Raw genomic sequence first — 26,940 nt, 5'->3', positions numbered from 1 at the left:
CGGGCCAGCCGCCCCGGCCCGATCGCACCCTGCCCGCTCGGCCCCTGCCCGCTCGGTCCCGGCTCCCTCGGTCCCGGCTCCCTCGGTCCCGGCCACCGATACTCCTCCCGCAGACCCCTCCCCACCGTCCCTACCGGTCGGTATGCTCGGTGCCCCGCGTGCCCGTGCCGCAGCCTGCCGCCCCTGGAGCGCCCCATGCCCCGCACCGCCCTGCGCATCTGCCCTCTGTGCGAAGCCACCTGCGGCCTCACCCTCACCATCGAGGACGCCGCCGTCACCGGCGCCCGCGGCGACCGCGAGGACGTCTTCAGCCACGGCTTCATCTGCCCCAAAGGCGCGGCCTTCGGAGCGATCGACTCCGACCCCGACCGGCTCCGCGTGCCCCTCGTCCGCCGGGACGGCAGGCTCCAGGAGGCCACCTGGGAGGAGGCCTTCGACGCCATCGCCGCCGCCGTCCCCGCCCTCGTCGGGGAGTACGGGGCACAGGCGGTCGGAGTCGTCCTCGGCAACCCGAACGTCCACACCATGGCCGGTGCCCTCTACCCGCCGCTGCTCCTCAAGGCACTCGGCACCCGCAACCTCTTCACCGCCAGCACGCTCGACCAGATGCCCAAGCACGTCTCCAGCGGGCTGCTCTTCGGCGATCCCTTCGCCATCCCGGTCCCCGACCTCGACCGCACCGACTTCCTGCTGCTCCTCGGCGCCAACCCGGTCGAGTCCAACGGCTCCCTGTGCACCGCCCCCGACTTCCCCGGCAAGCTGAAGGCCCTGCGCGCCCGTGGCGGAACCCTGGTGGTCGTCGACCCGCGCCGCACCCGCACCGCCCGGCTCGCCGACCGCCACCTCGCGCCACGCCCGGGGAGCGACGCACTGCTGCTCGCCGCGCTCGCGCACACCCTGCTCGTCGAGAAGCTCGCCGCCCCGGGCACGCTGGAGGAACACACCGAGGGCCTCGGGGAACTCGCCGCCGCGCTCGGGAGTTTCACTCCTGAGGCCGTAGCCCCCGCCTGCGACCTCACGGCCGCCGAGATCCGCACCCTGGCCCGCGACCTCGCGGCCGCGCCCACCGCCGCTGTTTACGGACGGATCGGCAGCTGCACCGTCGAGTACGGCACGATCGCCAGCTGGCTCGTCGACGTACTGAACATCCTCACCGGCAACCTGGACCGGCCGGGCGGAGCCCTGTTCCCGCTCTCCGCGACGGGTCCCGCGCCCCGGCCCGCCCGCCCTGGCAAGGGGTTCGCCCTCGGCCGCTGGTCCAGCCGGGTCAGCGGCCACCCCGAGGCCAAGGGCGAACTGCCCATCGCCGCCCTCGCGGAGGAGATCGAGACCCCGGGCGAGGGGCAGGTACGGGTCCTGGTCGCCATCGCCGCGAACCCCGTCCTGTCCGCACCCGACGGCGACCGGCTCGACCGGGCGCTGGCCGGCCTCGACTTCATGGTCTCCGTGGACCCGTATCTGAACGAGACCTCACGCCACGCCCATGTCGTGCTGCCCCCGCCGCCGCCCTCCCAGAGCGCGCACTTCGACTTCGCGTTCAACGGGTTCGCCGTGCGCAACCAGGCGCGCTACTCGCCGGCCGTCGTTCCGCTGGAGGAGGGGCGGATGGACGAGTGCGAGATCCAGGCCCGTCTCGTGCTCGCCGTCTCCGGCATGCACGGCGCCGCTGCCCCGGATGCCGTCGACGAGCTGGCCATCCGGACCACCCTCGCCAAGGAGACCGCGGACCCCCGCTCCCCGCTGCACGGGCAGGACCCGGTGGGCCTCGCCGACCTGCTCACCGGCCGGAGCGGCCCCGAGCGGCGGCTCGACCTGATGCTCCGACTCGGGCCGTACGGAGACCGGTTCGCCCCGACCGCCGGGGCCGACGCCCACGCCGGGGCCGGGGCCGGGGCCGGGGCCCACGCCCACGCCGGGGCCGACGCGGATGCCCACGCCCACGCCGACGCCGGGGCCGGGGTGGACGCCGAGGGGGAGGCGGTCACGCGCGGGCTCAGCCTGGAGCGGCTGCTCGCGCACCCGCACGGCATCGACCTGGGCCCACTGCGGCCCCGGCTTCCCGGCGTGCTGAAGACCCGCAGCGGCAGGATCGAGCTGCTCCCGGACCCGATCGCGGCCGAGCTCCCCAGGATGCGCGCGGCGCTCGCCGACCGCCCCGCCGCCCTGGTGCTCGTGGGCCGCCGCCATCTGCGGTCCAACAACAGCTGGTTGCACAACGTCCCGGCCCTCACCGGAGGTTCCAACCGCTGCACCCTTCAGATCCACCCGGAGGACGCGGACCGCCTGGGCCTGGCCGACGGCGGCCGGGCCAGGATCACCGCCGAAGGCGGCAGCCTGGAGGTTCCCGTCGAGATCACCGACGCCGTCCGCACCGGAGTGGTGAGCCTCCCGCACGGCTGGGGCCACGACCGCGCCGGCGTGCGGCTCTCGGTGGCCTCCGCCACCCCCGGCGCCAACGTCAACCAGCTGCTCGACGGCACCCGGCTCGACCCGCTGTCGGGCACGGCCGTGCTCAACGGCTTCCCCGTCGAGCTCACACCCCTGCCCTGATCTGGGGTTTTGCTCGTATTGCTCACACGCAGACGTCTTGTTGGCGTAAGGAGGCGGCACCTACCTTCCCCACATGCTGACCTTCCTCGGCTTCGCCATGATCGCGACCTTCCTGGTCCTGATCATGATGAAGAAAATGTCGCCCATCGCGGCGCTCGTCCTCATTCCCGCGCTCTTCTGCGTGTTCGCAGGCAAGGGCGCGCACCTCGGCGACTACGTCATCGACGGCGTCGGCAAACTCGCGCCGACCGCCGCCATGCTGATGTTCGCCATCGTCTACTTCGGCGTGATGATCGACGTCGGCCTCTTCGACCCGGTCGTGCGCGGCATCCTGCGCTTCTGCAAGGCCGACCCGATGCGCGTGGTCGTCGGGACCGCCGTCCTCGCCGCCATCGTCTCGCTCGACGGCGACGGATCGACCACCTTCATGATCACCGTCTCGGCGATGTATCCGCTGTACAAGCGGCTCGGCCTCAGTCTGGTGGTCATGACGGGTGTCGCGGCCACCGCCAACGGCGTCATGAACACCCTGCCCTGGGGCGGCCCCACGGCCCGCGCCGCCACCGCCCTCAAGCTCGACGCCGCCGACATCTTCGTCCCGATGATCCCGGCCCTCGCGATGGGCCTGCTCTTCGTGTTCGTCCTGGCGTACGTGCTCGGTGTGAAGGAGCGCCGCCGGGTCGGTCTCCTGGTCCTTCCCCCGAGCGTGGACGCCGAGGAGGAGCGGGCGCCGGAGACCACCTCCGCGCTGGTCGCCGCCGGTACCGGAGCCTCCGCCGGCCCGGCCGCCGGCGCGCCGGAGGCTGCGGTCGACGGCTCCGCCGCCACGGGCGACCGCCACGCCGCGGGCGGTTCCGAGCCCGCTTTCGCCGTCCCCGAGGACGGCTTCCAGGGCCTCGACCCCCACCGCGCCACCCTGCGTCCGCGCCTGTACTGGTTCAACGCCGGCCTCACCGTCGCCCTCCTGACCGCGATGATCATGGAGCTGCTGCCCATCCCGGTGCTGTTCCTGCTCGGCGCCGCCCTCGCCCTCACCGTCAACTTCCCGCACATGCCCGATCAGAAGGCCCGGATCGCCGCCCACGCCGACAACGTCCTCAACGTCGCCGGCATGGTCTTCGCCGCCGCGGTCTTCACGGGCGTCCTGACCGGCACCGGCATGGTCAAGCACATGGCCGACTGGCTCGTCGGCGCCATCCCCGAGGGCATGGGCCCGCACATGGCCCTCGTCACCGGTCTGCTCAGCCTGCCGCTCACCTACTTCATGTCCAACGACGGGTTCTACTTCGGCGTGCTCCCCGTCCTGGCCGAGGCCGGAGCCGCCCACGGGGTCTCCCCGCTCGAGATCGCCCGCGCCTCCCTGGTCGGCCAGGCCCTGCACATGTCCAGCCCGCTGGTTCCGGCCGTCTACGTCCTCGTCGGCATGGCCAAGGTCGAGTTCGGCGACCACACCCGCTTCACCGTGAAATGGGCGGCCCTGACCTCCCTGGTCGTCCTCGCGGCAGGGATGCTTTTCGGCATCATCTGATTCCGGCCCGCCCTGGCGTCCCGAAAACTACCGACGCTAGTTTGTAGGGTGTTGGCGAGGTCAGGTCTACGCGCTCGTGCGTGCTCGGGAGGAATGCCATGAAGGCCCACGACGGGATGTACATCGGCGGCGAATGGCGGCCCTCCGCCGGACGCGACCGGATCGAGGTCGTCAACCCGGCCGACGAGCTGGTCCTCGGCTCGGTTCCGGCCGGCACCGCCGAGGACGTGGACGCCGCCGTACGCGCGGCCCGCGCGGCCTTCCCCGGCTGGGCGGCCACGGCTCCGGCCGAGCGAGCCGCACTGATCGGCGCGCTCCGCGACGTGCTGGTCGCCCGCAAGAGCGAGATCGCCGAGATCATCACCGCGGAGCTCGGCTCCCCGCTCGGCTTCGCGGAGATGGTCCACGTCGGCGCGCCGATCGCCGTCGCCTCCTCCTACGCCGAGCTCGCGGCCTCGTACGCCTTCGAGGAGCGGATCGGGAACTCCACCGTGCTGCTGGAGCCGGTCGGTGTGGTCGGAGCCATCACCCCCTGGAACTACCCGCTGCACCAAGTCGTTGCAAAGGTGGCGCCCGCTCTCGCCGCCGGCTGCACCCTCGTCCTCAAGCCGGCCGAGGACACCCCGCTGACCGCACAGCTCTTCGCCGAAGCCGTGCACGAGGCGGGCATCCCGGCCGGAGTCTTCAACCTGGTGACCGGCACCGGTCCGGTCGCCGGTCAGGCGCTGGCCGCGCACGAGGGAGTCGACCTCGTCTCCTTCACCGGCTCGACCGCTGTCGGCAAGGAGATCGGCGCCACGGCCGGTGCCGCCGTCAAGCGGGTCGCCCTCGAGCTGGGCGGAAAATCGGCCAATGTCATCCTGCCCGGGGCCGACCTGGCCAAGGCCGTCGCGACCGGCGTCGGCCACGTCATGAACAACTCCGGCCAGAGCTGCAACGCGCTCACCCGCATGCTCGTCCACCGGGACCAGTACGAGGAGGCCGTCGCGCTCGCGGCCGCCGCCGTCGCCACGTACCCCACCGGCGACCCCACCGACTCGGCCACCCGCCTCGGCCCGGTCATCAACGCCAAGCAGCACGAACGCGTGCGCGGTTACATCGCCAAGGGCGTCGAGGAAGGCGCGCGCCTCGTCGCCGGCGGCCCCGACGCGCCGCACGCGCGCGGCTACTTCGTCGCCCCGACCGTGTTCGCCGATGTCACACCCGACATGACCATCGCCCAGGAGGAGATCTTCGGCCCGGTGCTGTCGATCCTCTCCTACGAGGACGAGGAGGACGCGCTGCGCATCGCCAACGGCACCGTCTACGGCCTCGGCGGCGCCGTCTGGGCCGCCGACGAGGAGACGGCCGTGGCGTTCGCCCGCCGCATGGACACCGGACAGGTGGACATCAACGGCGGCCGCTTCAACGTGCTCGCGCCGTTCGGCGGCTACAAGCAGTCGGGCGTCGGCCGCGAGCTGGGTCCGCACGGCCTGGCGGAGTACCTCCAGACCAAGTCTCTGCAGTTCTAAGCTGTCCTGCCAGTCCTGAGCCGCACCGAGACGGAGAAGACGACCATGGTCCGCGCCGCCATCCTGCCCGCCGTCGGAGCCCCGCTGGAGATACGGGAGATCGTGCTGCCCGATCCCGGCCCCGGGCAGGTCCGGGTCCGGCTCGCCGCAGCCGGGGTCTGCCACTCCGACCTCTCCCTCACCGACGGCACCATGCGGGTTCCCGTCCCCGCCGTCCTCGGCCACGAGGGCGCGGGTACGGTCCTCGCCGTCGGGGAGGGCGTGACCCACGTCGCCCCCGGCGACGGGGTCGTGCTCAACTGGGCCCCGTCCTGCGGGGAGTGCCACCACTGCTCCATCGGCGAGGTCTGGCTGTGCGCCAACGCGCTCACGGGCGTCGGGGCCGTCTACGCGCACGACGCGCGGGGCACGGAGCTGCACCCGGGGCTGAATGTGGCCGCGTTCGCCGAGGAGACCGTCGTCGCGGCCAACTGCGTGCTGCCCGCGCCCGCCGGGATCCCGCTCGCCGAGGCCGCCCTCCTCGGCTGCGCGGTCCTCACCGGCTACGGCGCCGTCCGCCACAGCGCCCAGGTCCGCCCCGGTGAGTCCGTCGCCGTCTTCGGCGTCGGCGGGGTCGGCCTGGCCGCCCTCCAGTCCGCCCGGCTCGCAGAGGCCGGCCCGGTCATCGCCGTCGACGTGTCCCCGGCCAAGGAGGAACTGGCCCGAGCGGCCGGAGCCACCGAGTTCGTGCTCGCCTCCGACACCACCGCCAAGCAGATCCGGTCGCTGACCGGCGGGCAGGGCGCGGACGTCGCCGTCGAATGCGTGGGCCGGGCGGAGACCATCCGCGGAGCCTGGGAGTCCACCCGCCGCGGCGGCCGCACCACGGTCGTGGGCATCGGCGGCAAGGACCAGCAGGTCACCTTCCACGCGCTGGAGATCTTCCACTTCGCCCGCACGCTCACCGGCTGCGTCTACGGCAACAGCGACCCCGCGCGCGACCTCCCGGTGATCGCCGAACACGTCCGCGCGGGCCGCCTGGACCTCGGAGCCATGGTCACCGACCGCATCACGCTCGACGGCATCCCGGCCGCCTTCGACGCCATGCTGGCGGGCAAGGGCGGCCGTTCCCTGGTCGTCTTCTAGCCGGGGCGATTCCCCAGAGTCCCGCTGCCCCGGCCCGGTCCCTGCCCCGGCCCGGGAGTCCCGCCTGCCCCGGCCCGGCCCGGCCTGCCCCTGCCCGGCCTGGTCCCGGCCGTCCCGGCCTGGTCCCGGCCCGGCCTGCCTCGGCCTGTCCCTGCCCGGCCCCTGCCCTGCCCCTGCCCCGGCCCGGCCTGGTCCCGGCCGTCCCGGCCTGGTCCCGGCCTGTCCCTGCCCTGCCCCTGCCCCGGCCCGGCCTGGTCCCGGCCGTCCCGGCCCGGCCTGCCGCGGCCCGGCTGCCCCGGCCAGGTCCCGCTCCGGCCCTGTCCCGGCCGGTCCGGGGCCGCGCCGCCGCCCCCGGGCTCAGGTCGTCTCGTCCAGCGCCTCGTACTGCAGGGCCAGCCCGTCCAGCAGCGCCGCCAGGCCCGTCTCGAAGGCGCCCTCGTCCACCTCGTGCTGGCGCTCGGCCAGCAGGTGGGCCTGGCCCAGGTGGGGGTAGTCCGCCGGGTCGTATGCCGTCTCGTCGTCCACGAAACCCCGGGCGAAGGAGGCCACCGCCGAGCCGAGGATGAAGTACCGCATCAGCGCGCCGATCCGGGTCGCCTGCGCCGGGGGCCAGCCGGCCGCCGTCATCGCGCCGAACACCGCGTCCGCCAGCCGCAGGCCCGCCGGGCGGCGGCCCGGCCCCCGCGCCAGCACCGGCACGATGTTCGGATGGTCGGACAGGGCGTCCCGGTACGAGTGGGCCCAGGCGTGCAGGGCCCCCCGCCAGTCCGGGCCGCCCTCGAACATCGACAAGTCGACCCGCGCGCTCACCGCGTCCGCCACCGCCTCAAGGATCTCGTCCTTCGTACGGAAGTGGTTGTACAGGGACGGCCCGCTGACCCCCAGCGCGGCCGCCAGCCGCCGCGTCGAGACCGCCTCCAGCCCCTCCGCGTCGACCAGCGCGGCCGCCGCCTCGACGATGCGGGCCCTGCTGAGGAGAGGCTTGCGCGGTCTGGCCATGCGCCACATAGTAGGGCCTGCCCGCCATAAACTACCGGTGCTAGTTAACGGCCGGACGAGACGCCCGGAGGTGCCCGGTGAACCTGGAGCTGAGCGAGGAACAGGACGCCGTACGCCGGCTCGCCCGCGAGTTCACCGAGCGCGAGGTCGCCCCGTACGCCGCCGAGTGGGACCGTGCCGAGAGCGTGGACCGGGCCATCGTGAAGAAGCTCGGCGCCCTCGGCTTCCTCGGCCTGACCGTCCCCGAGGAGTACGGCGGCTCCGGCGGCGACCACCTCTCCTACGTCCTGGTCACCGAGGAGCTCGGCCGCGGCGACTCCGCCGTGCGCGGCATCGTCTCCGTCTCCCTCGGCCTGGTCGCCAAGACCGTCGCGGCCTGGGGCACCGAGGAGCAGAAGCACGCCTGGCTGCCCCGCCTGTGCTCCGGGGACGCGCTCGGCTGCTTCGGCCTCACCGAGCCCGGCACCGGCTCCGACGCCGGCAGCCTCACCACCCGCGCCGTGCGCGAGGGGGACTCGTACCTCGTCAGCGGCAGCAAGATGTTCATCACCAACGGCACCTGGGCCGACGTCGTACTGCTCTTCGCCCGCACGGGAGACGAACCCGGCCACCGCGGGGTCTCCGCCTTCCTGGTTCCCACCGACACCCCCGGCCTCACCCGCCGCGAGATCCACGGCAAGCTCGGCCTGCGCGGCCAGGCCACCGCCGAACTCGTCCTCGACGGCGTTCGCGTCCCCGCCTCCGCGATGCTCGGCCCCGAGGGCAAGGGCTTCTCGGTCGCCATGTCCGCGCTGGCCAAGGGCCGGATGTCGGTCGCCGCCGGCTGCGTCGGCATCGCCCAGGCTGCGCTCGACGCGGCCGTCTCGTACGCCGCCCAGCGCGAGCAGTTCGGCAAGCCGATCGCCCACCACCAGCTGGTCCAGGAGCTGATCGCCGACATCTCGGTCGACGTGGACGCCGCCCGGCTGCTCACCTGGCGGGTGGCGGACCTCATCGACCGCGGGCAGCCCTTCGCCACCGAGTCCTCCACCGCGAAGCTCTTCGCCTCCGAGGCCGCCGTCCGGGCCGCGAGCAACGCCCTTCAGGTGCACGGCGGTTACGGCTACATCGACGAGTACCCGGCCGGGAAACTGCTGCGCGACGCCCGCGTGATGACCCTGTACGAGGGCACCAGTCAGATCCAGAAGCTGCTCATCGGCCGCGCCCGCACCGGAGTGTCCGCCTTCTGAGTACGCGTATGAGTACGTGTGCGGATGTGGGCCCCACCACATCCGCCGGATGCTGTGGCCATGAACGAGACACCGGTCAAGCAGCAGAACACGGGGGCGTACTACGGCCAGGCCGTCGCCTCCTTCGGCGTCGCGATGAGCGCGGTGGCCGTCGGCATCTACAACCTGGACGCGGACGCGTGGGTGCGCGCCTTCCTCGGCATCGCCGTCCTGTACCTGACCACCTCGGCCTTCACGCTCGCCAAGGTGATCCGGGACCGGCAGGAGGCGGGTCAGATCGTCAGCAGGGTCGACCAGGCCAGGATGGAGAAGATCCTGGCCGAGTACGACCCCTTCCAGCCGAAGCCCTGAGCGCGTGCTCTAAGCGCTTGCTCACCCTCCGGTAAGGTGTTCACTTCCACACGGCGACGAGGGTGAGTGAGAGCGATGGACAGCGCGGAGGAGACGGCCGGCGGCTACCAGCCGTGGTCGGAGGTCACCCCCGACGCCGCGCGGCGGCTGCTCGTCGCCGCCGTCGACGCGTTCGCCGAGCGCGGGTACCACGCCACCACCACACGTGACATCGCGGGCCGTGCCGGCATGAGCCCGGCCGCCCTCTACATCCACTACAAGACCAAGGAAGAGCTGCTCCACCGGATCAGCCGGATCGGCCACGACAAGGCCCTGGAGATCCTCACCACCGCCGCCGACGGCTCCGGCAGCGCCGCCGAGCGGCTCGACGCCGCCGTACGGTCCTTCGTGCTGTGGCACGCGGCACACCACACCACCGCGCGCGTGGTCCAGTACGAGCTCGACGCTCTCGCTCCTGAGCACCGCTCCGAGATCGTGGCACTGCGCCGGCAGAGCGATGCCGCCGTCCGCCGCATCCTCGCCGACGGGGTCGCGGCGGGGGAGTTCGACGTCCCCGACGTGCCGGGCACCACCCTCGCCGTACTGTCGCTCTGCATCGACGTGGCCCGCTGGTTCAGCGTGGCCGGGCAGCGCACGCCCGACGAGGTCGGCGCGCTCTACGCCGACCTCGTGCTCCGCATGGTGGGCGCGCGCCCGCGGAACCAGCAGGAGCGGCGGGGGATTCAGAAGTAGTCTCAGGAGTAGTCGGGGATTCAGAGGCAGTCGGGGGATTCAGAAGTAGTAGCGGGAGACCGACTCCGCCACGCACACCGGCTTGTCGCCGCCCTCGCGCTCGACCGTGACGGTCGCCGCGACCTGTACGCCGCCCCCGGCCTCCGTGACCTCCGTGATCACGGCGGTGGCCCGCAGCCGCGACCCGACCGGCACCGGCGCCGGGAAGCGCACCTTGTTCGTCCCGTAGTTGATGCCCATCCTCATGCCCTCGACCCGCATGATCTGCGGCACCAGGCTCGGCAGCAGGGACAGGGTCAGATAGCCGTGCGCGATCGTGGAACCGAAGGGTCCGGACGCCGCCCGCTCCGGGTCCACGTGGATCCACTGGTGGTCGCCGGTCGCGTCCGCGAAGAGGTCGATCCGCTTCTGGTCCACCTCCAGCCACCCGCTGGGCCCCAGCGGCTCGCCCGTCCCGGCGCGCAGCTCCTCGGCGGACGTGAAGATCCTCGGCTCGGCCATGCCCTGCTCCTGCCTCTCACTCACGGATGGCGCTGGCGAATAAGCGCTTGCTCAGCCCGCTCAGCATGGTGGGAGCGCATGTGTATGTCAACGGCCCTCCGACTACCCTCGGCCGGGTGCCGCAGATTCCCGAGAAAGTCCACGAACTCACCGTCGGCCAGCTGTCCGCCCGCAGTGGCGCCGCCGTCTCCGCACTCCACTTCTACGAGTCCAAGGGCCTGATCAGCAGCCGCCGCACCTCCGGCAACCAGCGCCGCTACACCCGCGACGCGCTGCGCCGGGTGGCCTTCGTACGCGCCGCCCAGCGCGTGGGCATCCCGCTGGCCAGCATCCGCGAGGCACTGGCCCAACTGCCCGAGGAGCGCACCCCCAACCGCGAGGACTGGGCCCGGCTGTCGGAGGCCTGGCGCGCCGAGCTCGACCAGCGCATCAGCCAACTCGGGCGCCTGCGCGACCACCTGACCGACTGCATCGGCTGCGGCTGCCTCTCGCTGGAGAACTGCGCGCTGTCCAACCCGGACGACGTCTTCGGTGAAAAGCTCACCGGCTCGCGGCTGTAGGACCCGTCCCCTCGGCCTCCCACACCGCCCGGGCCGCCGCCACCAGTTCGGCATTCGACCGCGCCGGCCGCCCGTCCGGCAGGTGCAGTACGTCCCCCACGCCGGTACGCCCGCCCGTACCGCACCGCGCGGCCAGCCGCAGCACCGGCCAGGCGGCGGCCTCCCGCCCGTACAGCAGCACCGCCACCGGCGGCAGCCCGCGCAGCCCGGCCACCAGCGCCGGATCGGCCGCCGCGAGCTCCACCGCGAGCCGGACCCGCCCGGGGGTGCGCACCGGCCAGGCCAGGAACCGCGCCATGGGCTCCGGCCCGGCCGGTCCGCCCAGCGGCACCACCGCCTCCACCGGGACCCCCCGCGCCAGCAGCGCCTCGGCCAGCTCTTCGGCCCCCGGCTCCGCGAAGCTCACCGCCGCCCGGTCCGGCAGCACCGACCAGGACCGGACCCGCTCCAGCCGCCCCGCCGGACCGGGCTCGGCCCCGATGCTCGCGTCCACGCACAGGGGCACGCCGACCCCCGCTCCCCGCAGCGCCTCCAGCACCGGCCCGACCACCCGGGGCGACAGGCTCTGCCGACCGCACGGGGTCCGCGGGTGCACCAGTACCTCCACGGCCCCCGCGGCGACCGAGGCCAGCGCCGCCTCCACCAGGTCCTGCGGGGACATGGGCACGGCCGGTCCGTCGGCGGCGCTCCGGGCGCCGTTCAGCGACACCGCCGGCGCGGGCGTCACGCGGCTCCCGCCGTCGGCGTGTCCGCCAGCGCCGGTCTCGGCACCACGATCCCGCAGCCCCCGCACACCGGACCGTCCCAGGCCCAGGCCCCCTCCCAGGCCCGGACCGCGGCCGCGGTCGGCCACCGCAGCTCCTCCTCCCCGCAGACCGGGCACGCCGTGCCCGGCGCCGACTCCAGGGCGTTCACCAGCCGCCGCAGCACCTCGCCCAGCGCTCCCTCCGGCCGCACCCCCGGATCCGCGCACCGCACCACCGCGTCCCCGCTCCCGCCCCACGCCCACTCCGGCCGGCGCAGCCCGTGGTGCTTCTCCCGTCTGCGCCGTTCCGCGAACTGGCGCTCGTACTCCAGCCAGACCGCCCGCGCGTCCTCCAGCTCCTCCAGCGCGGCGACCAGCCGCAGCGGATCCGCCCCCCGGTCCTCGGGGGCGATCCCGTGCCGGTCGCACAGGTGCCACCACGTGGCCCGGTGCCCGTACGGGGCGAACCGCTCCAGGCAGCGGCGCAGGGAATGGCGCCGCAGAGCCCGGTCGTTGCGCGCGTCACGCACCTGGTATGCCAGACTCCGGAATCCCGCCATCGCACCTTCACCTCCGCCGATGTGCCCAACATGCCCGGCCGGGGCCGGGCGCATGCGGGGGCGGTCGAGGCGTGCGGGTGGCACATGGCCGGAAGTCAGCGCCCCATGCGCCCCGCGGAAACCACCAGCCGGGCCAGTTCCTCGTGGCAGATGTCGCTGTGCGCCCCCGAGGGGGCCCCGCCGCGCCGCACCACCGAGCCCGCGTCCACGCTGACGCAGCCGGTCGCGGGCACCCCCTCGCGCAGGGCCGCGTCGAGGGTCAGCCGGGGCGCACCGGGGACGGCCTGCACCCCGTCGTGCCCGATGGCGCCCCAGCGTTCGTCGAAACCCAGCAGTCCGGCCGAATCCCCAGCCATCCGGGAGGCCAGCGGGTAGAACACCCGGAGCGAGGTGTCGTGCGGGGAATGGCAGGCCACCACCGGTCCGTCGACCTTCCGCTGGAGGCCGCCCAGAGCGCCGCCGCGGCCCTTGTCGTGCGGCAGCCGGCCGGAGAACGCGTAGTGGGAGAAGGCTCCCTGAAGCAGGGTCAGGGAGTTCACGTACCGGGCGCCGTCCGGCACGGCGCGCAGCGAGAAGGAGACCAGGCGCGCCCCGAAGCTGTGCCCGATCAGATGGACCCGCAGCTCCGGGCGCTGCCGCGCCAGCTCCGCCAGCACCGGGCCGAGACCGCGCTCGCCGACGACTCCCGCCCGCTTCTTCATCCGGTAGTACGTCGCCTGCCGCAGCAGTTCCTTGGCGCCGTTCCACAGGGTCCGCGGTACGCCGACCAGCGCCGGCTCCCGCTCACCGGTGCCCCCGGGCTCCCCGCCCGCCTCGACCAGGGCGAGAGCCAGGGCCCGGCACACCTCCAGGACGTCCTCCGCGAAGAGCGCGGGCACCGCGGGCACGGCCGCCGTCGCCACCGCGTCCACCCCGGCCAGCTCCCGTACGAGGGCGCCGAACTCGATGAAGGCGGCCTCCGACTCCGGCTGCTCCTCCAGCAGTTCGGCCACCCGGTCCAGCTCCGCCCGCCGCCCGGGCCAGAACTCCCCGAGCGCCTGCCGGGTGCCGGGGTCCAGCGCCCCGCCGAAGCCGGGCTCCGCGAGCGCGCCCAGCGCCTCGAAGTCCGGTATCGGCTCGTCGGAGAAGCGGATCGAGGGCCATACGACGCCTGCGTACCCGAGCCGTACGCCCGGCCCCACCAGCCCCGGGAAGGGGGCGAAGAACCGGTCGTAGAGCCGGGTCGCGGTGGACCGGTCGCTGTTCCAGCCGTGCGCGAAGACCAGCAGGTCCGTGGCCTCCATCCGGGACACCGCGTCCTGTGCGGCCCGGTCCACGTCCCCCTCGGAGTCGAAGGTCAGCTCCGCGTACGGCCCGACCCCGATCCCGGCTGCGCCTCGTACCGCGATGTCCGCCATGACGTCCCCCTCCACGCCGTCCCTCCGGTGGGTCCAGCATCCTGCTGCCGCCCCCGCCCGGCCAGACCCGTGACGCCACCGGCTCGCCGGCCGCACGGCTCGCCGGCTCCCCGGCTCCACGGCTCACCCGCGCACCGACGCGCGGGCTCACCCGTAGAGCAGGTACTCCTCGCGCACCGCCCCGAACCGGGCCAGCCCCGCCGCCCAGTCACCGGCGATCTCCTCCACCCCCGCCCCCGCGTCCACCAGCTTCCGCACCCGGTCCGAACCCGTCAGCTTGTCGATCCAGTGGTCGGTGCGCCAGGCGAATCCGCTCCACGTCCGCCGGGCGGTGACCAGCAGCCCGATCCCGGCCCGGACCGGATCGAAGGCCTCGCGGTCGTGCACGATCAGCCGGATCCCGCCGCACACCTTCCCGGCGTGTTTGGAGAACGTGGGGGTGAAGTACGCCTCGCGGAACCACACCCCGGGCAGTTCCAGCGCGTTCGCCGCCTCCGCCCACCGCCGGTCGACGCCCTCCGCGCCCACCACCTCGAAGGGCGTGGTCGTCCCGCGCCCCTCGGACAGGTTCGTCCCCTCGAACAGGCAGGTGCCGGCGTACGCGAGAGCCGTGTCCGGGGTCGGCATGTTCGGGCTCGGCGGCACCCAGGGCAGCCCGGTCTCCCCGAAGAACGACCCCCGCCGCCAGCCGCTCATCGCCACCGTCCGCAGCCTGACCGGCCCTTCGGGAAACGACCTGCCGGTCAGGAACTCGCCGTTGAAGAGCCGGGCCAGCTCGGCCGCCGTCATCCCGTGCGCGAGCGCGATCGGCTCCCGCCCCACGAAGCTCGCGTACGGGCGCTCCAGCACCGGCCCCGCGGCCCGCCGGGCGCCCACCGGATTGGGCCGGTCCAGCACCACCACCGCCTTGCCGGCGAGGGCGGCCGCGCGCATGCAGTCGTACAGCGTCCAGATGTAGGTGTAGAAGCGCGCCCCGACGTCCTGGATGTCGAAGACGACGGTGTCGATCCCGGCCGCCGTGAACACGTCCGCGAGCCGCTGCCCGCTCTTGTCGTACGTGTCGTACACGGGCAGCCCGGTCGCCGGATCCCGGGAGGCCCCCTCGGAGCCGCCCGCCTGCGCCGTCCCGCGGAACCCGTGCTCGGGGCCGAACACCGCGACCAGGTCCACCCGCTCGTCCGCGTGGAGCACGTCCACCAGGTGACGGGCGTCGGCGGTGATCCCGGTGGGGTTGGTGACCACCCCGACCTTCTGCCCGGCGAGCTCGGCGTACCCGTCCGCGGCGAGCCGCTCGAAACCGGTCCGCACCCGCCCCGCCCGTGGGGCGCCCGCCCCCACGGCCCCCGCCGCCCCCATGGCCCCCGCCAGTCCCAGTACCCCGCGTCGCGACAGCGTCATCCGGCCACGCTACGAGGCGCACCCCTTCCGTCCGGACATACCGACTGGTTAGTCTGCCCGCCATCCAGTGTTCGGGGCCGGCAGTCCGGCCGCACGAGAGGTGAACCCGTGAGCGAGTACCAGGACCAGCGAGTCGTCGTCACCGGCGCGGGCGGCGGCATCGGCGCCGCCCTCGCGCACCGCTTCGCGGCCGAGGGCGCCACGGTGGTGGTCAACGACCTCGACGCGGCCAAGGCCGCCGCGGTGGCGGGCGCCATCGGGGCCCGGGCGATCCCGGTGCCGGGCGACGCGTCGGCGATCGTGGCCGAGGCCCGCGATGCCCTCGGCGGCGGGATCGACGTCTACTGCGCCAACGCCGGACTCGCCTCGGGCGGCGACGCGTTCGCCGACGAGGCCGTCTGGGAGGCGGCCTGGGACACCAACGTCATGGCCCACGTCCGCGCGGCCCGGCTGCTCCTGCCCGACTGGCTGGAGCGGGAGAGCGGCCGCTTCGTCTCCACCGTCTCCGCCGCCGGGCTGCTGACCATGATCGGGGCGGCGCCGTACAGTGTCACCAAGCACGGTGCGCTCGCCTTCGCGGAATGGCTCTCGCTGACCTACCGCCACCGCGGTGTCCAGGTCCACGCCATCTGCCCGCAGGGGGTGCGCACCGACATGCTGACGGCCGCGGGATCGGCGGGCGACCTCGTCCTCGCGCCGACCGCCATCGAACCGGAAGCGGTCGCTGACGCACTGTTCGACGGCATGGAGAAGGGCCGGTTCTTGATCCTCCCGCACCCCGAGGTCGCGGACTTCTACGCCGCGCGCGCCACCGAACCGGACCGCTGGCTCAGCGGCATGAACCACCTCCAGCAGAAGTGGGAGACCCGGTGACCTCCCCGTACGCCGCCCAGCCCTGGCTCGGGCTGCTCAGCCCGGCCCAGCGCGCGCCCGTCGCACCGGCGCCGACCGTGCTGCACCTCTTCCGCGAGGCCGTGGCCCGGGCCCCCGAGCGCACCGCGCTCGCCTATTTCGACGGCCGCATCGGCTACGCCGAGGCCGACGCACTGTCCGGCTCCGTCGCGGGCCACCTCGCGGCGCACGGCGTCGGCCGCGGGGACCGGGTCGCCGTCATGCTGCAGAACACCCCGCACTTCGTGCTCGCCGTCCTCGCAGCCTGGAAGGCCGGTGCCGTGGTGGTCCCGCTCAACCCGATGTACAAGGCCGGCGAGGTCGGGCACATCCTGCGCGACTCGGGGGCCGCCGCGCTGGTCTGCGACGGCCGCGCGTGGACGGCGTACGTGCGCGAGGCGGCGCGCGGCACGGACGTGCGCGTCGCCCTGACCGCCCGCGACCTGGATTTCCAGACCCGCGACGACGCGCGGCTCTTCGCCCCGGCGGCCGTACCGCATCCGCGCCCCGCGCCGGATTCCCTCCCGGGCTCCGCGCCGCACCCCGCCCCGGACCCCGTCGCCGGGCCGACGGGCGGCCGGCCGGCCCCGGAGGCCGCCGACCTCACCACCGTGGCCCGCCAGGGCCACCCCGCGCCGGACGACCCGCACCTCACCGCCGCCGACACCGCCCTCATCAGCTACACCTCCGGCACCAGCGGCACCCCCAAGGGCGCCATGAACCCGCACGGCGCGCTCACGTACAACGCCGTCCGCCAGGTCACCGGCCATCCCGTCCCCGAGGGTGCCGCGTACTTCGCGCTCGCACCCCTCTTCCACATCACCGGCATGGTCTGCGAGCTCGCCGCCTGCTTCGCCAACGCCGGCACCCTCGTCCTCGCGCACCGCTTCCACGCCGGAGTCGTGCTCGACGCCTTCCTGGAACACCGCCCGGCCTACACCGTCGGCCCGGCCACCGCCTTCATGGCCCTGGCCGCGCACCCCGGCGTCACCCGGGACCACTTCGCCTCGTTCCAGGTGATCTCCTCCGGCGGAGCCCCGCTGCCGCCCGCCCTCGTCGAACGCCTCCGCGCCGCGTTCGGCTTCTACCTCCGCAACGGCTACGGCCTCACCGAGTGCACCGCCCCCTGCGCCTCCGTCCCCCCGCACCTCGAAGCCCCCGTCGACCCCGCCTCCGGGACCCTCTCGGTCGGTCTGCCCGGCGCGGACACCGTCGTGCGCATCCTCGACGAGCGGGGCGCCGAGGTGCCCTTCGGCGAGACCGGCGAGATAGCCGTCCGCGGCCCCCAGGTCGTGCCCGGCTACTGGGGCCTGCCCGCCGACACCGCCAAGGCGTTCCCGGACGGCGAACTGCGCACCGGGGACGTCGGGTTCATGGACGCCGACGGCTGGCTCTACGTCGTCGACCGCAAGAAGGACATGATCAACGCCTCCGGCTTCAAGGTCTGGCCGCGCGAGGTCGAGGACGTGCTCTACACCCACCCCGCGGTCAGCGAGGCGGCCGTGGTCGGCGTCCCGGACCCCTACCGCGGGGAGAGCGTGAAGGCGTACGTCAGCCTGCGTCCCGGCACCTCTGCCGAGCCGGCCGAGCTGTCCGCCTACTGCGCCGCACGCATCGCCGCGTACAAATACCCTCGCCAGGTGGAGATCCTGCCTGTCCTTCCGAAGACGACCAGTGGCAAGATCCTGCGACGGGAACTGCGCGATCGCGGCTGAAAACAGTCGGACGGTCGTACAGCAGGAATGGAAGGGAAGGTCGGCGCCATGGCTGCCAGGACCACGGAACCCGAAGGCGCGCACGAGGCCCCGGTACCGCAGCGGCTGCTGGCCGTCGCCACCCGGCTGTTCGCCGAGCGAGGCTACGACCGCACGTCCGTGCAGGAGATCGTCGAGGCGGCCGGGGTCACCAAGGGCGCGCTCTACCACTACTTCGGGTCCAAGGACGACCTGCTGCACGAGGTGTACGCGCGGATGCTGCGCCTGCAGCAGCAGCGGCTCGACGCGGTGGCCGGGTCCGACGCGCCCGTCGAGGAGCGGCTGCGGGCGGCCGCCGCCGACGTGGTGGTGACCACCATCGAGAACCTCGACGACGCGGCGATCTTCTTCCGGTCGATGCACCAGCTCAGCCCGGAGAAGTCCAAGCAGGTGCGGGCCGAGCGCCGGCGCTACCACGAGCGCTTCCGGGCGCTGGTCGAGGAGGGCCAGCGTACGGGGGTGTTCTCCAGCGCCACCCCCGCCGACCTGGTGGTGGACTACCACTTCGGGTCCGTGCACCACCTGTCCACCTGGTACCGCGCCGACGGCCCGCTCACGCCCCAGCAGGTCGCCGATCACCTCGCCGACCTGCTCATGCGCGCACTGCGCCCTTGAGGGCCTCCAGCGTGGGGTAGTCGGTGTAGCCCTCCGCCCCGTGCACGTGCATCAGGAACTCCGGGCGGATCTCGTTGAGCGGCGCGCCCGTGCGCAGCCGCTCCACGAGGTCGGGGTTGGCGAGGAAGCCCCGGCCCAGCGCGACGAGGTCGGCGCCCTCGGCCAGTAGCCGCTCGCCCCGCCGCTTGCCGCCGTCGGCCGCGACCTCCTCGCGGGAGAGCACCGGGTTGGCGATCAGCGTGCCGGGCCAGGCCTTGCGGATCTCCGCGAAGCCGGGCCGGCCGGGGTCGGCGTGGACCTGGTGCAGGTAGACCGGCTCGATGTCCGCCAGGGCCTTGAGCAGCGCCGGGTAGATCTCCTCGGTGTCCCCCTCCTCGACGCCGTTGACGTCCAGTCCGGGCGAGATCCGTACGCCGACCCGCTCCGGGCCGACGGCCTCGGCGACGGCCCGGACCACCTCGACGGTGAACCGGATCCGTCCTTCCACCGACCCGCCCCACTCGTCGGTACGGAGGTTGGTGTTCCGGGCGAGGAACTGGTGGAGCAGGTAACCGTTGGCGGAGTGCACCTCCACCCCGTCGAAACCCGCCTCGACGGCGTTGCGGGCGGCGGCCGCGAAGTCGGCGATGGTGGACCTGATGTCCCCGGCCGTCATCTCGCGGGGCAGGACGGCGTCCTGGGGCCCGCCGGGGGTGTGCAGTCGCTCCGGGAACCGCACCGGGGACGGGGCGAGGGGAACGTGCCCGCTGGTGTCGGGGTGGCCGACCCGTCCGCCGTGCTGCAGCTGGAGGAACATCCGCCCGCCGGCGGCGCGCACCGCGCCGGTGACCCGGCGCCACCCGGCGACCTGCGCGGCGGTGTGGATGCCGGGGATGCGCGGGTAGGTCCGGCCGACGGCGTTCGGCGTGGTGGCCTCCGCGATGATCAGACCGGCCGAGGCGCGCTGCGCGTAGTACGCGGCCATGAGCTCGCCGGGGACGCCGTCGGCGCCGGCCCGGTTGCGCGTCAGCGGCGCCATCACCAGGCGGCTGGGGAGCTCCAGGCCCCCGAGGCGGGCGGATTCGAAGAGGCGGGATGCGGTGGGGGTCTGCTGTGTCTGCGTCATGCCGGTACCGTAGAACCTGACACTGATGTCAGATTCAACACCTGAGGCGGGACGGGGCATGCGGATCGGCGAACTGGCGGCGCGGACCGGGGTCAGCGAGCGGTCGCTGCGCTATTACGAGGAGCAGGGCCTGCTGGCCTCCGACCGGACGCCCGGCGGCCACCGGGACTTCCCCGAGCGGGCCGTCGACCGGGTCATCCGCATCCAGGAGCTCTACGCGGCCGGCCTGCACAGCTCGAAGATCGCGCGGATCCTGCCCTGCATGCGGGACGCGGACGGCGGCCCCTCGGTGCGGGCCACCCCGGCGCTGGTGGCCGAACTGGCCACCGAGCGGGACCGGATCGACCGGATGATCAGCGACCTGCTGCGCTCCCGGGAGGTGCTGGACGAGGTCATCGAAGCGGCGGCCGGCCGGGTCACCGCAGGCGGCTCCTAGGTCGTGTCGTCAGGGCCCGGTCCTGTCCTGGGTCGGCCCGCGGACAGGACCCAGCGGCGGCGGCCCGGCCGGTGGCCGACAGCCGTGGCGCGCACGCCGCTGCCCGGTCCCTACATGTAGCGCTTCAGCTCGCGCCGGGCCAGCGAGCGCTGGTGGACCTCGTCCGGTCCGTCGGCCAGCCGCAGAGTCCGCGCCGCCGCCCACAGTTCGGCCAGCGGGAAGTCCTGGCTCACCCCGCCCGCGCCGTGCAGCTGCACCGCCTGGTCGAGGATCCCCACCACCGCCCGAGGGGTCGCGATCTTGATGGCCTGGATCTCGGTGTGCGCGCCCCGGTTCCCGGCCGTGTCCATCAGCCAGGCCGTCTTCAGCACCAGCAGCCGCAACTGCTCCACCGTGACCCGGGCGTCCGCGATCCAGTTCTGTACGACGCCCTGCGCGGCCAGCGGCTTGCCGAAGGCGGTACGGTCCACCGCGCGGCGGCACATCAGCTCGATGGCCCGCTCCGCCATGCCGATCAGCCGCATGCAGTGGTGGATGCGGCCCGGGCCGAGCCTTGCCTGGGCGATGGCGAAGCCGCTGCCCTCCTCGCCGATCAGGTTCGCCGCCGGGACCCGCGCTCCGTCGAAGACCACCTCGGCGTGGCCGCCGTGGTCGTGGTCCTCGTACCCGTACACCGTCATGGCCCGGCGCACCTCGACCCCGGGGGTGTCGCGCGGCACCAGGATCATCGACTGCTGGCGGCGCGGATCGGCGCCCTCCGGGTCGGTCTTGCCCATCACGATGAAGATCCTGCAATCCGGGTTCATCGCCCCGGAGATGAACCACTTGCGCCCGGTGACCACGTACTCGTCACCCACGCGCTCGATCCGCGTCTCGACGTTGGTCGCGTCCGAGGACGCCACCTCGGGCTCGGTCATCGCGAAGGCGGAGCGGATCTCCCCGGCCAGCAGCGGCTCCAGCCACTGCTTCTTGTGCTCCTCGCTGCCGAACTGCGCGAGCAGCTCCATGTTCCCGGTGTCCGGGGCCGCGCAGTTGGTCGCCATCGGCGCCAGGTGCGGGCTGCGGCCGGTGATCTCGGCGAGCGGGGCGTACTGCAGATTGGTCAGCCCGGCGCCGTACTCCGCGTCCGGCAAGCTGTGCTGGTTTACAAAGAAGAGGTTCCACAGGCCCTGGCGGCGCGCCTCGGCCTTCAGTTCACCGAAGACGGCCGGGGTGTCCCAGGGCGAGGCCAGCCGTGCGCGCTGCTCGGCGGCGACGGGTTCCGCCGGGTAGACGTACTCCTCCATGAACGCGAGCAGCCGCTCGCGGAGTTCCTCGGTCCGGGCGTCGAATGCGAAGTCCATGAGTCGGGTGCCTCAGCCTTCCTGGCGGTTCTAGATTTTGTGGGGGGCCTGGAGCGTGGTCAGACCGTGTTCGATGAAGACGGGGACCAGCTCGCCGATCCGGTCGAAGCCCGCGCCGACCGTCTGCCCGAGCGTGTAGCGGTAGTGGATGCCTTCGAGGATCACCGCGAGCTTGAACCAGGCGAAGGCCGTGTACCAGGCGATCGCTCCGGTGTCCCGGCCGGAGCGGGCGGCGTACCGCTCGACCAGCTCGGCGGGCGTCGGATGCCCGGGCGCCCCGCTCGTCGTACTGACCGGAGATTCGGTCAGGCCCAGGTCCGAGCTGTACATCACCAGCAGCCCGAGGTCGGTCAGCGGATCGCCCAGCGTGGACATCTCCCAGTCCAGCACCGCCCGGATCGTGTCGTCCGGCCCGCCGATCAGTACGTTGTCCAGCCGGAAGTCCCCGTGCACCACGGTCGGGGCGGGGGAGTCGGGCAGCGCCCGGCCGAGCGCGGCGTGCAGCTCGTCGATCCCGGCGAGCTCACGGCCCCGCGAGGCCGCGAGCTGCTTGCCCCAGCGGCGCAGCTGCCGGTCGAGGAAGCCCTCGGGCCGGCCGAAGTCGCCCAGCCCCACGGCCTGGGGATCCACCGCGTGCAGGTCGACCAGCGTGTCGACCAGGCCGAGCACCGCCCGCCGGGTGCGCTCGGGGCCGATCGCGGCGAGCTCGCCCGCCGTGCGGTACGGCACCCCCTCCACGTACTCCATGACGTAGAACGGCGCCCCCAGCACGGAGTCGTCCTCGCACAGGAGCAGCGGTTCGGGCACCGGCACGGCCGTCCCGTGCAGGGCCGCGATCACCCGGTGCTCGCGCCGCATGTCGTGCGCGGTGGCCAGGACGTGGCCGAGCGGGGGACGGCGCACCACCCAGCGGGCGGAGCCGTCGGTGACCGCGTACGTCAGGTTCGACCTGCCCCCTTCGATCAGCCGGCCGCTCAGCGGCCCGGCCACGAGCCCGGGCCGCACGGCGTCGAGATGGCCGCGCAGCCGTTCCAGATCGAGGCCTCGCGGATCGTCCGGGACTGGGGTCATGCTGGGCACCTCCGTACGGGGTGGACGGTTACCGACCGGTTGCTTCGGAGCCCATCATGCCGACCAGTCGGTATGCCGTCCATAGGCGGGCCGAAAGAAGTCTCCGGCCGCGCTCGCGGGCGTTCGGGTCAGGCGTGGCAGAGGATCGGCGTCCCGCCGTTCATCACCGTCATGTCCCGCAGCACCGCCAGGATGTCCAGGGGCACGCCCTCCGGCTCCCCGGCCAGTTCCGCGTAGGCCCGGTGGAGGTTCGCCACCAGTCGTTCGCTCTCCCGCCAGGCGGCGAACTCGCCGAGGTCGGCCCGCCGGGCGACCTCCAGCGGGGTCAGCCCCTTCGCGTGCCCCTCGGCGGCCAGTTCGGCCACGTACCGCAGATAGCGCTCGGTGGCCTCGTAGGCCGACCCGTCGGTCAGCGGCCCGTGGCCCGGTACGACGGTCTCCGCGTCCAGCGAGCGCAGCAGCTCCAGCGCCCGCAGCGAGCCGGCCAGCGAGCCCATCGCGAGGAACGGCGTCCCCTCGGCGAAGACCAGGTCGCCCGTGAACACGACCCGCTGCCGGGGCAGCCACACGATCGAGTCGCCGGTGGTGTGCGCGACGCCGGGGTGGATGACCCGCACCTCCGTCTCGCCGACGTGCAGGGTCGTCCGGTCGCTGTAGGTGAGGTCGGGCGCCGTGATGTCTATCGCGCCGAAGTCCGTCGCGGGCCAGATCATCTCCAGCTGGTGCCCGGCGGCGAGCTGCTCGGTCCGCGCGTTGTCGTGGCCGACGATCAGCGCCTCGGGGGCGAACACGCCGTTGCCGTAGGTGTGGTCGCCGTGGTGGTGGGTGTTCACCACGGTGCGGGGGAGCGGCACCCCGGCCGCCACGACCGCCTCGCGCAGGGCGAGGGCCCGCCGCTCGGTGGCCGCGGTGTCGACGAGCAGCGTCCGGCCGCCGTCACTGATGAAGCCGGCGTTGTTGAGGCACCAGCCGCCGTCCGGCTGGACGTAGGCGTACACGCCTGGTGCGGGCTGGACGAGATAGGGCTCATCGACGGGCATCTGCGCTCTCCCCGGGTCGCTTTGACGGGCGGTCGGCATCCTGCCAGCCGTCGTGGCGCCGGGGGAGGGCGGGTACCGCTCCTGACCGAAGTTCCGGTCGGTTCCCGCGCAGGTCAGTGATCGTCGTAGTGGCCGTCGTGCGCGGCGTGCCGGTGTCCGTCGTGTACGTAGTCGACGTGGTCCCCGTGCCGCACCGACTCGTGCCCGCAGTCCGGGCCGTGGGTGTGCGTGTGGCCGTCGTGGGCGGTGTGCCCCCGGCTCTCGCACTCGTCCCAGTGCCCGGAGTGCTCCCGGTGCAGGTGGCCGTCGTGCGCGTAGTCGACGTGATCGCCGTGCGGGACCGCCTGGTGCCCGCAGTCGGGGCCGTGGGCGTGCTGGTGCGTGGGATGTTCCTGGTGCATGGTCGTCATGACGCCGAGGCTAATGCGGATCGACCGGTATCGCCCGTTGTGTCCGAGTGACGCGAAGAAGCCCGATCATCAGACCGGCAGTTCAGATGATCACGGCCATCGCGAAGGCCGCCAGTGCCAGCGTGCACGCCACCGCCGCCAGGGCCGACCGCGGCGAGAGCCCCCGCGGCGGCCCGGCCGCCAGCTCCCGGATCCGCCGGTGCGCCACCCACAGGAACGCCAGCCAGACCAGCGCGGTCACCGCCGCCCCGGCCACCTCCACCGGCCTCCCGGACCCGCGGACCGCCTGCCGCAGCGCGAGGACCGCCACGACCGAGCAGGCCAGCGTCGTACGCCGCCACGCGAGCCGGGTCCGCTCGGGCTGCAGCCCGGCATCGCGGATCTCGCCGGACGCGCTCACCGCCCCGACGTCCAGCCCATGAGCACGACCACCATCATCGCCACCGCGACCAGCCCGACCCCCAGGCTCAGCACCACCGGGAACCGCGACAGCGGCAGGTCCTCGCCCCGCCGCATCGCCCGTTCGCACCGCACCCAGTGGTTCACGGCCCGCAGCGCACAGGCCGCACCCACCGCGAGCAGCGCGAAGGCCATCCCGACCCGCACCCCCCACCGCAGGTCCGGCAGGAACTGGTCGACGGCGAAACCGCCGCCCACCAGCGCCAGCGCGGTCCGGATCCAGGCCAGGAAGGTCCGCTCGTTGGCCAGCGAGAAGCGGTAGTCGGGGGTCTCGCCCTCGTCCCTCAGGCGCGACGGCGCGAACCAGAGGCGCAGGTCCTTGACGAAGTCGATCACCCGGCCAATCTACTGGCGCGGCCCCCGGAACTCCCGCAGCCGCCGGTACGCCTCCAGCCCGTCCGGCACCCACGCCCACGACCCGTCCGCGACGCGCCGCTCCAGCTCCTCCTCGGTCAGGTACGTGTGCCAGTCCACCTCCGACTCCTGCGGGGCCACCGGCAGCTCGCAGCGCACCTCGTGCACGTACGACCACCACGCCCCGCCCGGGCCCTCGTACAGGAACTTGAACAGCGGCACGGGCTGCGGCAGCCCGTGGACCCCCAGCTCCTCCTCGGCCTCCCGCAGGGCGGCCTCCTCGTAGCTCTCCCCGGCGCCGAGCACCCCGCCCACGAACATGTCGTAGTGCGAGGGGAACACGAGCTTCGACGCGGTCCTCCGGTGGACGAAGATCCGCCCCCGCGCATCCCTGGCCTGCACGAACACGCAGCGGTGGATCAGCCCGCGGGCGTACACCTCGCCCCGCGCGGCCTGTCCCGTCACCCGGTCGTCCCGGTCCACCACGTCCAGTACTTCATCAGCGGCACTCACGACATCCATCCAATCACCGCTGTTGACTGGTTACCGCTCCGTAGCCAAGGATCGCCCCACCACCGACGGAGGACGGGTATCGCATGACGTACGACGCAGACGTGATCGTGATCGGCGCCGGGCTGGCCGGACTCGCGGCCACCGCCGAACTCGTCGACGCGGGCCGCAAGGTCATCCTGCTCGACCAGGAACCCGAACAGTCCATCGGCGGTCAGGCCCACTGGTCCTTCGGCGGCATGTTCCTCGTGGACTCGCCCGAGCAGCGCCGGATGCGGATCAAGGACAGCCACGAACTCGCCCTCCAGGACTGGCTGGGCACCGCCGGATTCGACCGCGAGGAGGACGCCTGGCCGCGCCGCTGGGCCGAGGCCTACGTGGACTTCGCGGCAGGCGAGAAGCGCTCCTGGCTGCACGCGCAGGGCGTCCGCTTCTTCCCGGTGGTCGGCTGGGCTGAGCGCGGCGGCTACGACGCCGACGGCCACGGGAACTCGGTCCCCCGCTTCCACATCACCTGGGGCACCGGCCCCGGCCTGGTCGAGCCCTTCGAGCGGCGCGTCCGCGCCGGCGTGGCCCGCGGCCTGGTCCAGCTGAGGTTCCGCCACCGGGTGACCGGCCTGTCCCGTACCGCGGGCGCCGTCGACACCGTGACGGGCGAGGTCCTGGAGCCCTCCGACGCCGTACGGGGCACCGCGAGCAGCCGCGAGGCCACCGGCGCCTTCTCCCTCCGCGCCCAGGCCGTGATCGTGACCAGCGGCGGCATCGGCGGCAACCACGACCTCGTACGCGAGCAGTGGCCCGCCCGGCTCGGCACCCCGCCGCGGCGCATGCTCTCCGGGGTCCCCGCCCACGTGGACGGCCTGATGCTCGGGATCGCGGAGGAGGCGGGCGCCAGCCACATCAACAAGGACCGGATGTGGCACTACACCGAGGGCATCGAGAACTGGAACCCGATCTGGTCCAAGCACGGAATCCGCATCCTGCCCGGCCCGTCCTCGCTCTGGCTGGACGCGACCGGCAAGCGGCTGCCCGTGCCCCTCTTCCCGGGTTTCGACACCCTCGGCACCCTCGACCACATCATGAAGACCGGCCACGACCACACCTGGTTCGTGCTCAATCAGCGCATCATCGGCAAGGAGTTCGCCCTCTCCGGCTCCGAGCAGAACCCCGACCTCACCGGCAAGTCGGTCCGCGACGTCATCTCCCGCGCGCGGCAGGCCGTACCCGCCCCGGTCAAGGCATTCATGGACAACGGCGTGGACTTCGTCGTGGAGCGGGACCTGTCCGCCCTGGTGCGCGGGATGAACGCCGTCACCAAGGAGGACCTGATCGACGAGGCCGCCCTGCGCGGTGTGATCACCTCCCGGGACCGGGAGATCGCCAACCCGTTCACCAAGGACCTCCAGGTCACGGCCATCCACGGTGCCCGCAAGTACCTCGGCGACAAGCTGATCCGCACGGCCGCACCGCACCGGATCCTGGACCCGAAGGCCGGGCCGCTGATCGCGGTACGGCTGTCCATCCTGACCCGCAAGTCCCTGGGCGGTCTGGAGACCGACCTTTCCTCGCGCGTCCTGACGGCGGCCGGCGAACCGCTGCCGGGCGTCTACGCGGCGGGCGAGGCGGCCGGCTTCGGCGGCGGCGGGGTCCACGGCTACCGGGCCCTGGAGGGCACCTTCCTGGGCGGCTGCGTCTTCTCGGGCCGCGCGGCGGGCCGGGCGGCGGCCAAGGCGGTCGGCTGACCCGCCGCCCCTCCGCGGCCCCGG

27 protein-coding genes are annotated in these 26,940 nt (G+C 73.4%); 13 read left to right on the top strand and 14 right to left on the bottom strand.

Features of this window, described 5'->3' with window-relative positions; genetic code table 11:
* Positions 1-195: 195 nt before the first annotated feature.
* From ACGFYQ_RS15305 to ACGFYQ_RS15290, 4 genes are all read left to right on the top strand, one after another.
* On the top strand, positions 196-2,550 hold the full coding sequence (locus ACGFYQ_RS15305; protein ID WP_393743884.1) for a molybdopterin oxidoreductase family protein: 2,355 nt from the start codon (positions 196-198) through the stop codon (positions 2,548-2,550).
* A gap of 73 nt (positions 2,551-2,623) precedes the next feature.
* The gene (locus tag ACGFYQ_RS15300; protein ID WP_393743882.1) at positions 2,624-4,078 is read left to right on the top strand and encodes a CitMHS family transporter; all 1,455 of its coding nucleotides are present in this window, start codon (positions 2,624-2,626) and stop codon (positions 4,076-4,078) included.
* A 98-nt stretch (positions 4,079-4,176) separates the two neighbouring features.
* Positions 4,177-5,589: an aldehyde dehydrogenase family protein gene (locus ACGFYQ_RS15295; protein WP_393743880.1), complete on the top strand. Its 1,413-nt coding sequence runs from the start codon at positions 4,177-4,179 to the stop codon at positions 5,587-5,589.
* A 45-nt stretch (positions 5,590-5,634) separates the two neighbouring features.
* The gene (locus ACGFYQ_RS15290) at positions 5,635-6,714 is read left to right on the top strand and encodes a Zn-dependent alcohol dehydrogenase (protein WP_393743878.1); all 1,080 of its coding nucleotides are present in this window, start codon (positions 5,635-5,637) and stop codon (positions 6,712-6,714) included.
* Between the two features lie 357 nt (positions 6,715-7,071).
* Here ACGFYQ_RS15290 and ACGFYQ_RS15285 read toward each other — a convergent pair whose 3' ends face one another.
* A complete protein-coding gene (locus ACGFYQ_RS15285; RefSeq protein ID WP_393743876.1) occupies positions 7,072-7,713 on the bottom strand; it encodes a TetR/AcrR family transcriptional regulator in 642 nt (213 codons plus the stop codon).
* 77 nt (positions 7,714-7,790) lie between these two features.
* Between ACGFYQ_RS15285 and ACGFYQ_RS15280 the strand changes: the two genes are divergently transcribed.
* From ACGFYQ_RS15280 to ACGFYQ_RS15270, 3 genes are all read left to right on the top strand, one after another.
* Complete coding sequence (locus tag ACGFYQ_RS15280; RefSeq protein ID WP_393743874.1) at positions 7,791-8,942, top strand: acyl-CoA dehydrogenase family protein; 1,152 nt, start codon at positions 7,791-7,793, stop codon at positions 8,940-8,942.
* Between the two features lie 60 nt (positions 8,943-9,002).
* The gene (locus ACGFYQ_RS15275; RefSeq protein WP_393743872.1) at positions 9,003-9,293 is read left to right on the top strand and encodes a YiaA/YiaB family inner membrane protein; all 291 of its coding nucleotides are present in this window, start codon (positions 9,003-9,005) and stop codon (positions 9,291-9,293) included.
* 75 nt (positions 9,294-9,368) lie between these two features.
* Complete coding sequence (locus ACGFYQ_RS15270; protein ID WP_393743870.1) at positions 9,369-10,025, top strand: TetR/AcrR family transcriptional regulator; 657 nt, start codon at positions 9,369-9,371, stop codon at positions 10,023-10,025.
* 39 nt (positions 10,026-10,064) lie between these two features.
* Here the strand turns inward: ACGFYQ_RS15270 and ACGFYQ_RS15265 are convergent, their stop codons facing one another.
* Positions 10,065-10,526 carry a MaoC family dehydratase gene (locus ACGFYQ_RS15265; protein WP_393743868.1) on the bottom strand — a complete coding sequence of 154 codons (462 nt, stop codon included), beginning with the start codon at positions 10,524-10,526 and terminating at the stop codon, positions 10,065-10,067.
* Between the two features lie 116 nt (positions 10,527-10,642).
* On the opposite strand from ACGFYQ_RS15265, the gene soxR reads away from it, so the two are divergent.
* Complete coding sequence (soxR, locus tag ACGFYQ_RS15260; RefSeq protein WP_393743866.1) at positions 10,643-11,086, top strand: redox-sensitive transcriptional activator SoxR; 444 nt, start codon at positions 10,643-10,645, stop codon at positions 11,084-11,086.
* Here soxR and ACGFYQ_RS15255 read toward each other — a convergent pair.
* From ACGFYQ_RS15255 to ACGFYQ_RS15240, 4 genes are all read right to left on the bottom strand, one after another.
* Positions 11,067-11,813: a 3-keto-5-aminohexanoate cleavage protein gene (locus ACGFYQ_RS15255; protein WP_393743864.1), complete on the bottom strand. Its 747-nt coding sequence runs from the start codon at positions 11,811-11,813 to the stop codon at positions 11,067-11,069. The two genes, soxR and ACGFYQ_RS15255, sit on opposite strands and share 20 nt — an antisense overlap.
* The gene (locus tag ACGFYQ_RS15250) at positions 11,810-12,391 is read right to left on the bottom strand and encodes a hypothetical protein (protein WP_393743862.1); all 582 of its coding nucleotides are present in this window, start codon (positions 12,389-12,391) and stop codon (positions 11,810-11,812) included. The genes ACGFYQ_RS15255 and ACGFYQ_RS15250 overlap by 4 nt, the downstream gene beginning before the upstream one ends.
* A gap of 95 nt (positions 12,392-12,486) precedes the next feature.
* Complete coding sequence (locus ACGFYQ_RS15245; RefSeq protein WP_393743860.1) at positions 12,487-13,788, bottom strand: serine-threonine protein kinase; 1,302 nt, start codon at positions 13,786-13,788, stop codon at positions 12,487-12,489.
* Positions 13,789-13,935: 147 nt separating this feature from the next.
* Complete coding sequence (locus ACGFYQ_RS15240; protein ID WP_393743858.1) at positions 13,936-15,186, bottom strand: exo-beta-N-acetylmuramidase NamZ domain-containing protein; 1,251 nt, start codon at positions 15,184-15,186, stop codon at positions 13,936-13,938.
* 108 nt (positions 15,187-15,294) lie between these two features.
* Here ACGFYQ_RS15240 and ACGFYQ_RS15235 point away from each other — a divergent pair, with 108 nt between their 5' ends.
* From ACGFYQ_RS15235 to ACGFYQ_RS15225, 3 genes are read left to right on the top strand one after another with little or no spacing between them, the layout of a single operon-like run.
* Entirely contained in the window at positions 15,295-16,059 is a 765-nt protein-coding gene (locus tag ACGFYQ_RS15235; RefSeq protein ID WP_393743856.1) for an SDR family oxidoreductase, read from the top strand.
* Positions 16,056-17,792, top strand: a complete 1,737-nt coding sequence (locus ACGFYQ_RS15230) for an AMP-binding protein (protein ID WP_393743854.1) — start codon at positions 16,056-16,058, stop codon at positions 17,790-17,792. The genes ACGFYQ_RS15235 and ACGFYQ_RS15230 overlap by 4 nt, the downstream gene beginning before the upstream one ends.
* Positions 17,793-17,840: 48 nt before the next feature.
* Positions 17,841-18,446 carry a TetR/AcrR family transcriptional regulator gene (locus ACGFYQ_RS15225; RefSeq protein ID WP_393743852.1) on the top strand — a complete coding sequence of 202 codons (606 nt, stop codon included), beginning with the start codon at positions 17,841-17,843 and terminating at the stop codon, positions 18,444-18,446.
* On the opposite strand, the gene ACGFYQ_RS15220 is transcribed toward ACGFYQ_RS15225, so the two are convergent.
* A complete protein-coding gene (locus ACGFYQ_RS15220) occupies positions 18,424-19,551 on the bottom strand; it encodes an alkene reductase (protein WP_393743850.1) in 1,128 nt (375 codons plus the stop codon). The two genes, ACGFYQ_RS15225 and ACGFYQ_RS15220, sit on opposite strands and share 23 nt — an antisense overlap.
* Before the next feature lie 58 nt (positions 19,552-19,609).
* Between ACGFYQ_RS15220 and ACGFYQ_RS15215 the strand changes: the two genes are divergently transcribed.
* Positions 19,610-19,987 (top strand): MerR family transcriptional regulator, encoded by a 378-nt coding sequence (locus ACGFYQ_RS15215; protein WP_393744053.1) that lies wholly within the window; start codon positions 19,610-19,612, stop codon positions 19,985-19,987.
* A 110-nt stretch (positions 19,988-20,097) separates the two neighbouring features.
* Here the strand turns inward: ACGFYQ_RS15215 and ACGFYQ_RS15210 are convergent, their stop codons facing one another.
* The 7 genes from ACGFYQ_RS15210 to ACGFYQ_RS15180 all read right to left on the bottom strand — a co-directional run bounded on the left by ACGFYQ_RS15210 (position 20,098) and on the right by ACGFYQ_RS15180 (position 25,186).
* Positions 20,098-21,330, bottom strand: a complete 1,233-nt coding sequence (locus ACGFYQ_RS15210) for an acyl-CoA dehydrogenase family protein (protein ID WP_393743848.1) — start codon at positions 21,328-21,330, stop codon at positions 20,098-20,100.
* 30 nt (positions 21,331-21,360) lie between these two features.
* The gene (locus ACGFYQ_RS15205) at positions 21,361-22,401 is read right to left on the bottom strand and encodes a phosphotransferase family protein (RefSeq protein ID WP_393743846.1); all 1,041 of its coding nucleotides are present in this window, start codon (positions 22,399-22,401) and stop codon (positions 21,361-21,363) included.
* 128 nt (positions 22,402-22,529) lie between these two features.
* Positions 22,530-23,441, bottom strand: a complete 912-nt coding sequence (locus ACGFYQ_RS15200; protein WP_393743844.1) for an MBL fold metallo-hydrolase — start codon at positions 23,439-23,441, stop codon at positions 22,530-22,532.
* Between the two features lie 113 nt (positions 23,442-23,554).
* Complete coding sequence (locus ACGFYQ_RS15195; protein WP_393743842.1) at positions 23,555-23,851, bottom strand: hypothetical protein; 297 nt, start codon at positions 23,849-23,851, stop codon at positions 23,555-23,557.
* A gap of 82 nt (positions 23,852-23,933) precedes the next feature.
* On the bottom strand, positions 23,934-24,251 hold the full coding sequence (locus ACGFYQ_RS15190; protein WP_393743840.1) for a DUF202 domain-containing protein: 318 nt from the start codon (positions 24,249-24,251) through the stop codon (positions 23,934-23,936).
* The gene (locus ACGFYQ_RS15185; RefSeq protein WP_393743838.1) at positions 24,248-24,646 is read right to left on the bottom strand and encodes a YidH family protein; all 399 of its coding nucleotides are present in this window, start codon (positions 24,644-24,646) and stop codon (positions 24,248-24,250) included. The genes ACGFYQ_RS15190 and ACGFYQ_RS15185 overlap by 4 nt, the downstream gene beginning before the upstream one ends.
* 9 nt (positions 24,647-24,655) lie before the next feature.
* On the bottom strand, positions 24,656-25,186 hold the full coding sequence (locus tag ACGFYQ_RS15180; RefSeq protein ID WP_393743836.1) for an NUDIX domain-containing protein: 531 nt from the start codon (positions 25,184-25,186) through the stop codon (positions 24,656-24,658).
* A 74-nt stretch (positions 25,187-25,260) separates the two neighbouring features.
* Between ACGFYQ_RS15180 and ACGFYQ_RS15175 the strand changes: the two genes are divergently transcribed.
* The gene (locus ACGFYQ_RS15175) at positions 25,261-26,916 is read left to right on the top strand and encodes an FAD-binding dehydrogenase (protein ID WP_393743834.1); all 1,656 of its coding nucleotides are present in this window, start codon (positions 25,261-25,263) and stop codon (positions 26,914-26,916) included.
* The last annotated feature ends 24 nt before the right edge of the window (positions 26,917-26,940 follow it).

Source organism: Streptomyces sp. NPDC048258 (assembly GCF_043201995.1).
Taxonomy (GTDB): Bacteria; Actinomycetota; Actinomycetes; order Streptomycetales; family Streptomycetaceae; genus Streptomyces.
The sequence above is the reverse complement of the archived record's forward strand: the minus strand, read 5'-3'. Positions and strand labels throughout refer to the sequence as shown.

What these genes read in the sequence shown, in the direction of transcription:
- ACGFYQ_RS15175 (WP_393743834.1), top strand. Translation starts at nt 25,261, where the DNA reads ATGACGTACGACGCAGACGTGATCGTGATCGGCGCCGGGCTGGCCGGA.
- ACGFYQ_RS15210 (WP_393743848.1), bottom strand. Translation starts at nt 21,330, where the DNA reads ATGGACTTCGCATTCGACGCCCGGACCGAGGAACTCCGCGAGCGGCTG.
- ACGFYQ_RS15180 (WP_393743836.1), bottom strand. Translation starts at nt 25,186, where the DNA reads ATGGATGTCGTGAGTGCCGCTGATGAAGTACTGGACGTGGTGGACCGG.
- ACGFYQ_RS15290 (WP_393743878.1), top strand. Translation starts at nt 5,635, where the DNA reads ATGGTCCGCGCCGCCATCCTGCCCGCCGTCGGAGCCCCGCTGGAGATA.
- ACGFYQ_RS15250 (WP_393743862.1), bottom strand. Translation starts at nt 12,391, where the DNA reads ATGGCGGGATTCCGGAGTCTGGCATACCAGGTGCGTGACGCGCGCAAC.
- ACGFYQ_RS15225 (WP_393743852.1), top strand. Translation starts at nt 17,841, where the DNA reads ATGGCTGCCAGGACCACGGAACCCGAAGGCGCGCACGAGGCCCCGGTA.
- ACGFYQ_RS15295 (WP_393743880.1), top strand. Translation starts at nt 4,177, where the DNA reads ATGAAGGCCCACGACGGGATGTACATCGGCGGCGAATGGCGGCCCTCC.
- ACGFYQ_RS15305 (WP_393743884.1), top strand. Translation starts at nt 196, where the DNA reads ATGCCCCGCACCGCCCTGCGCATCTGCCCTCTGTGCGAAGCCACCTGC.
- ACGFYQ_RS15195 (WP_393743842.1), bottom strand. Translation starts at nt 23,851, where the DNA reads ATGACGACCATGCACCAGGAACATCCCACGCACCAGCACGCCCACGGC.
- ACGFYQ_RS15240 (WP_393743858.1), bottom strand. Translation starts at nt 15,186, where the DNA reads ATGACGCTGTCGCGACGCGGGGTACTGGGACTGGCGGGGGCCATGGGG.
- ACGFYQ_RS15220 (WP_393743850.1), bottom strand. Translation starts at nt 19,551, where the DNA reads ATGACGCAGACACAGCAGACCCCCACCGCATCCCGCCTCTTCGAATCC.
- ACGFYQ_RS15215 (WP_393744053.1), top strand. Translation starts at nt 19,610, where the DNA reads ATGCGGATCGGCGAACTGGCGGCGCGGACCGGGGTCAGCGAGCGGTCG.
- ACGFYQ_RS15245 (WP_393743860.1), bottom strand. Translation starts at nt 13,788, where the DNA reads ATGGCGGACATCGCGGTACGAGGCGCAGCCGGGATCGGGGTCGGGCCG.
- ACGFYQ_RS15270 (WP_393743870.1), top strand. Translation starts at nt 9,369, where the DNA reads ATGGACAGCGCGGAGGAGACGGCCGGCGGCTACCAGCCGTGGTCGGAG.
- ACGFYQ_RS15200 (WP_393743844.1), bottom strand. Translation starts at nt 23,441, where the DNA reads ATGCCCGTCGATGAGCCCTATCTCGTCCAGCCCGCACCAGGCGTGTAC.
- ACGFYQ_RS15275 (WP_393743872.1), top strand. Translation starts at nt 9,003, where the DNA reads ATGAACGAGACACCGGTCAAGCAGCAGAACACGGGGGCGTACTACGGC.
- ACGFYQ_RS15205 (WP_393743846.1), bottom strand. Translation starts at nt 22,401, where the DNA reads ATGACCCCAGTCCCGGACGATCCGCGAGGCCTCGATCTGGAACGGCTG.
- ACGFYQ_RS15285 (WP_393743876.1), bottom strand. Translation starts at nt 7,713, where the DNA reads ATGGCCAGACCGCGCAAGCCTCTCCTCAGCAGGGCCCGCATCGTCGAG.
- ACGFYQ_RS15265 (WP_393743868.1), bottom strand. Translation starts at nt 10,526, where the DNA reads ATGGCCGAGCCGAGGATCTTCACGTCCGCCGAGGAGCTGCGCGCCGGG.
- ACGFYQ_RS15300 (WP_393743882.1), top strand. Translation starts at nt 2,624, where the DNA reads ATGCTGACCTTCCTCGGCTTCGCCATGATCGCGACCTTCCTGGTCCTG.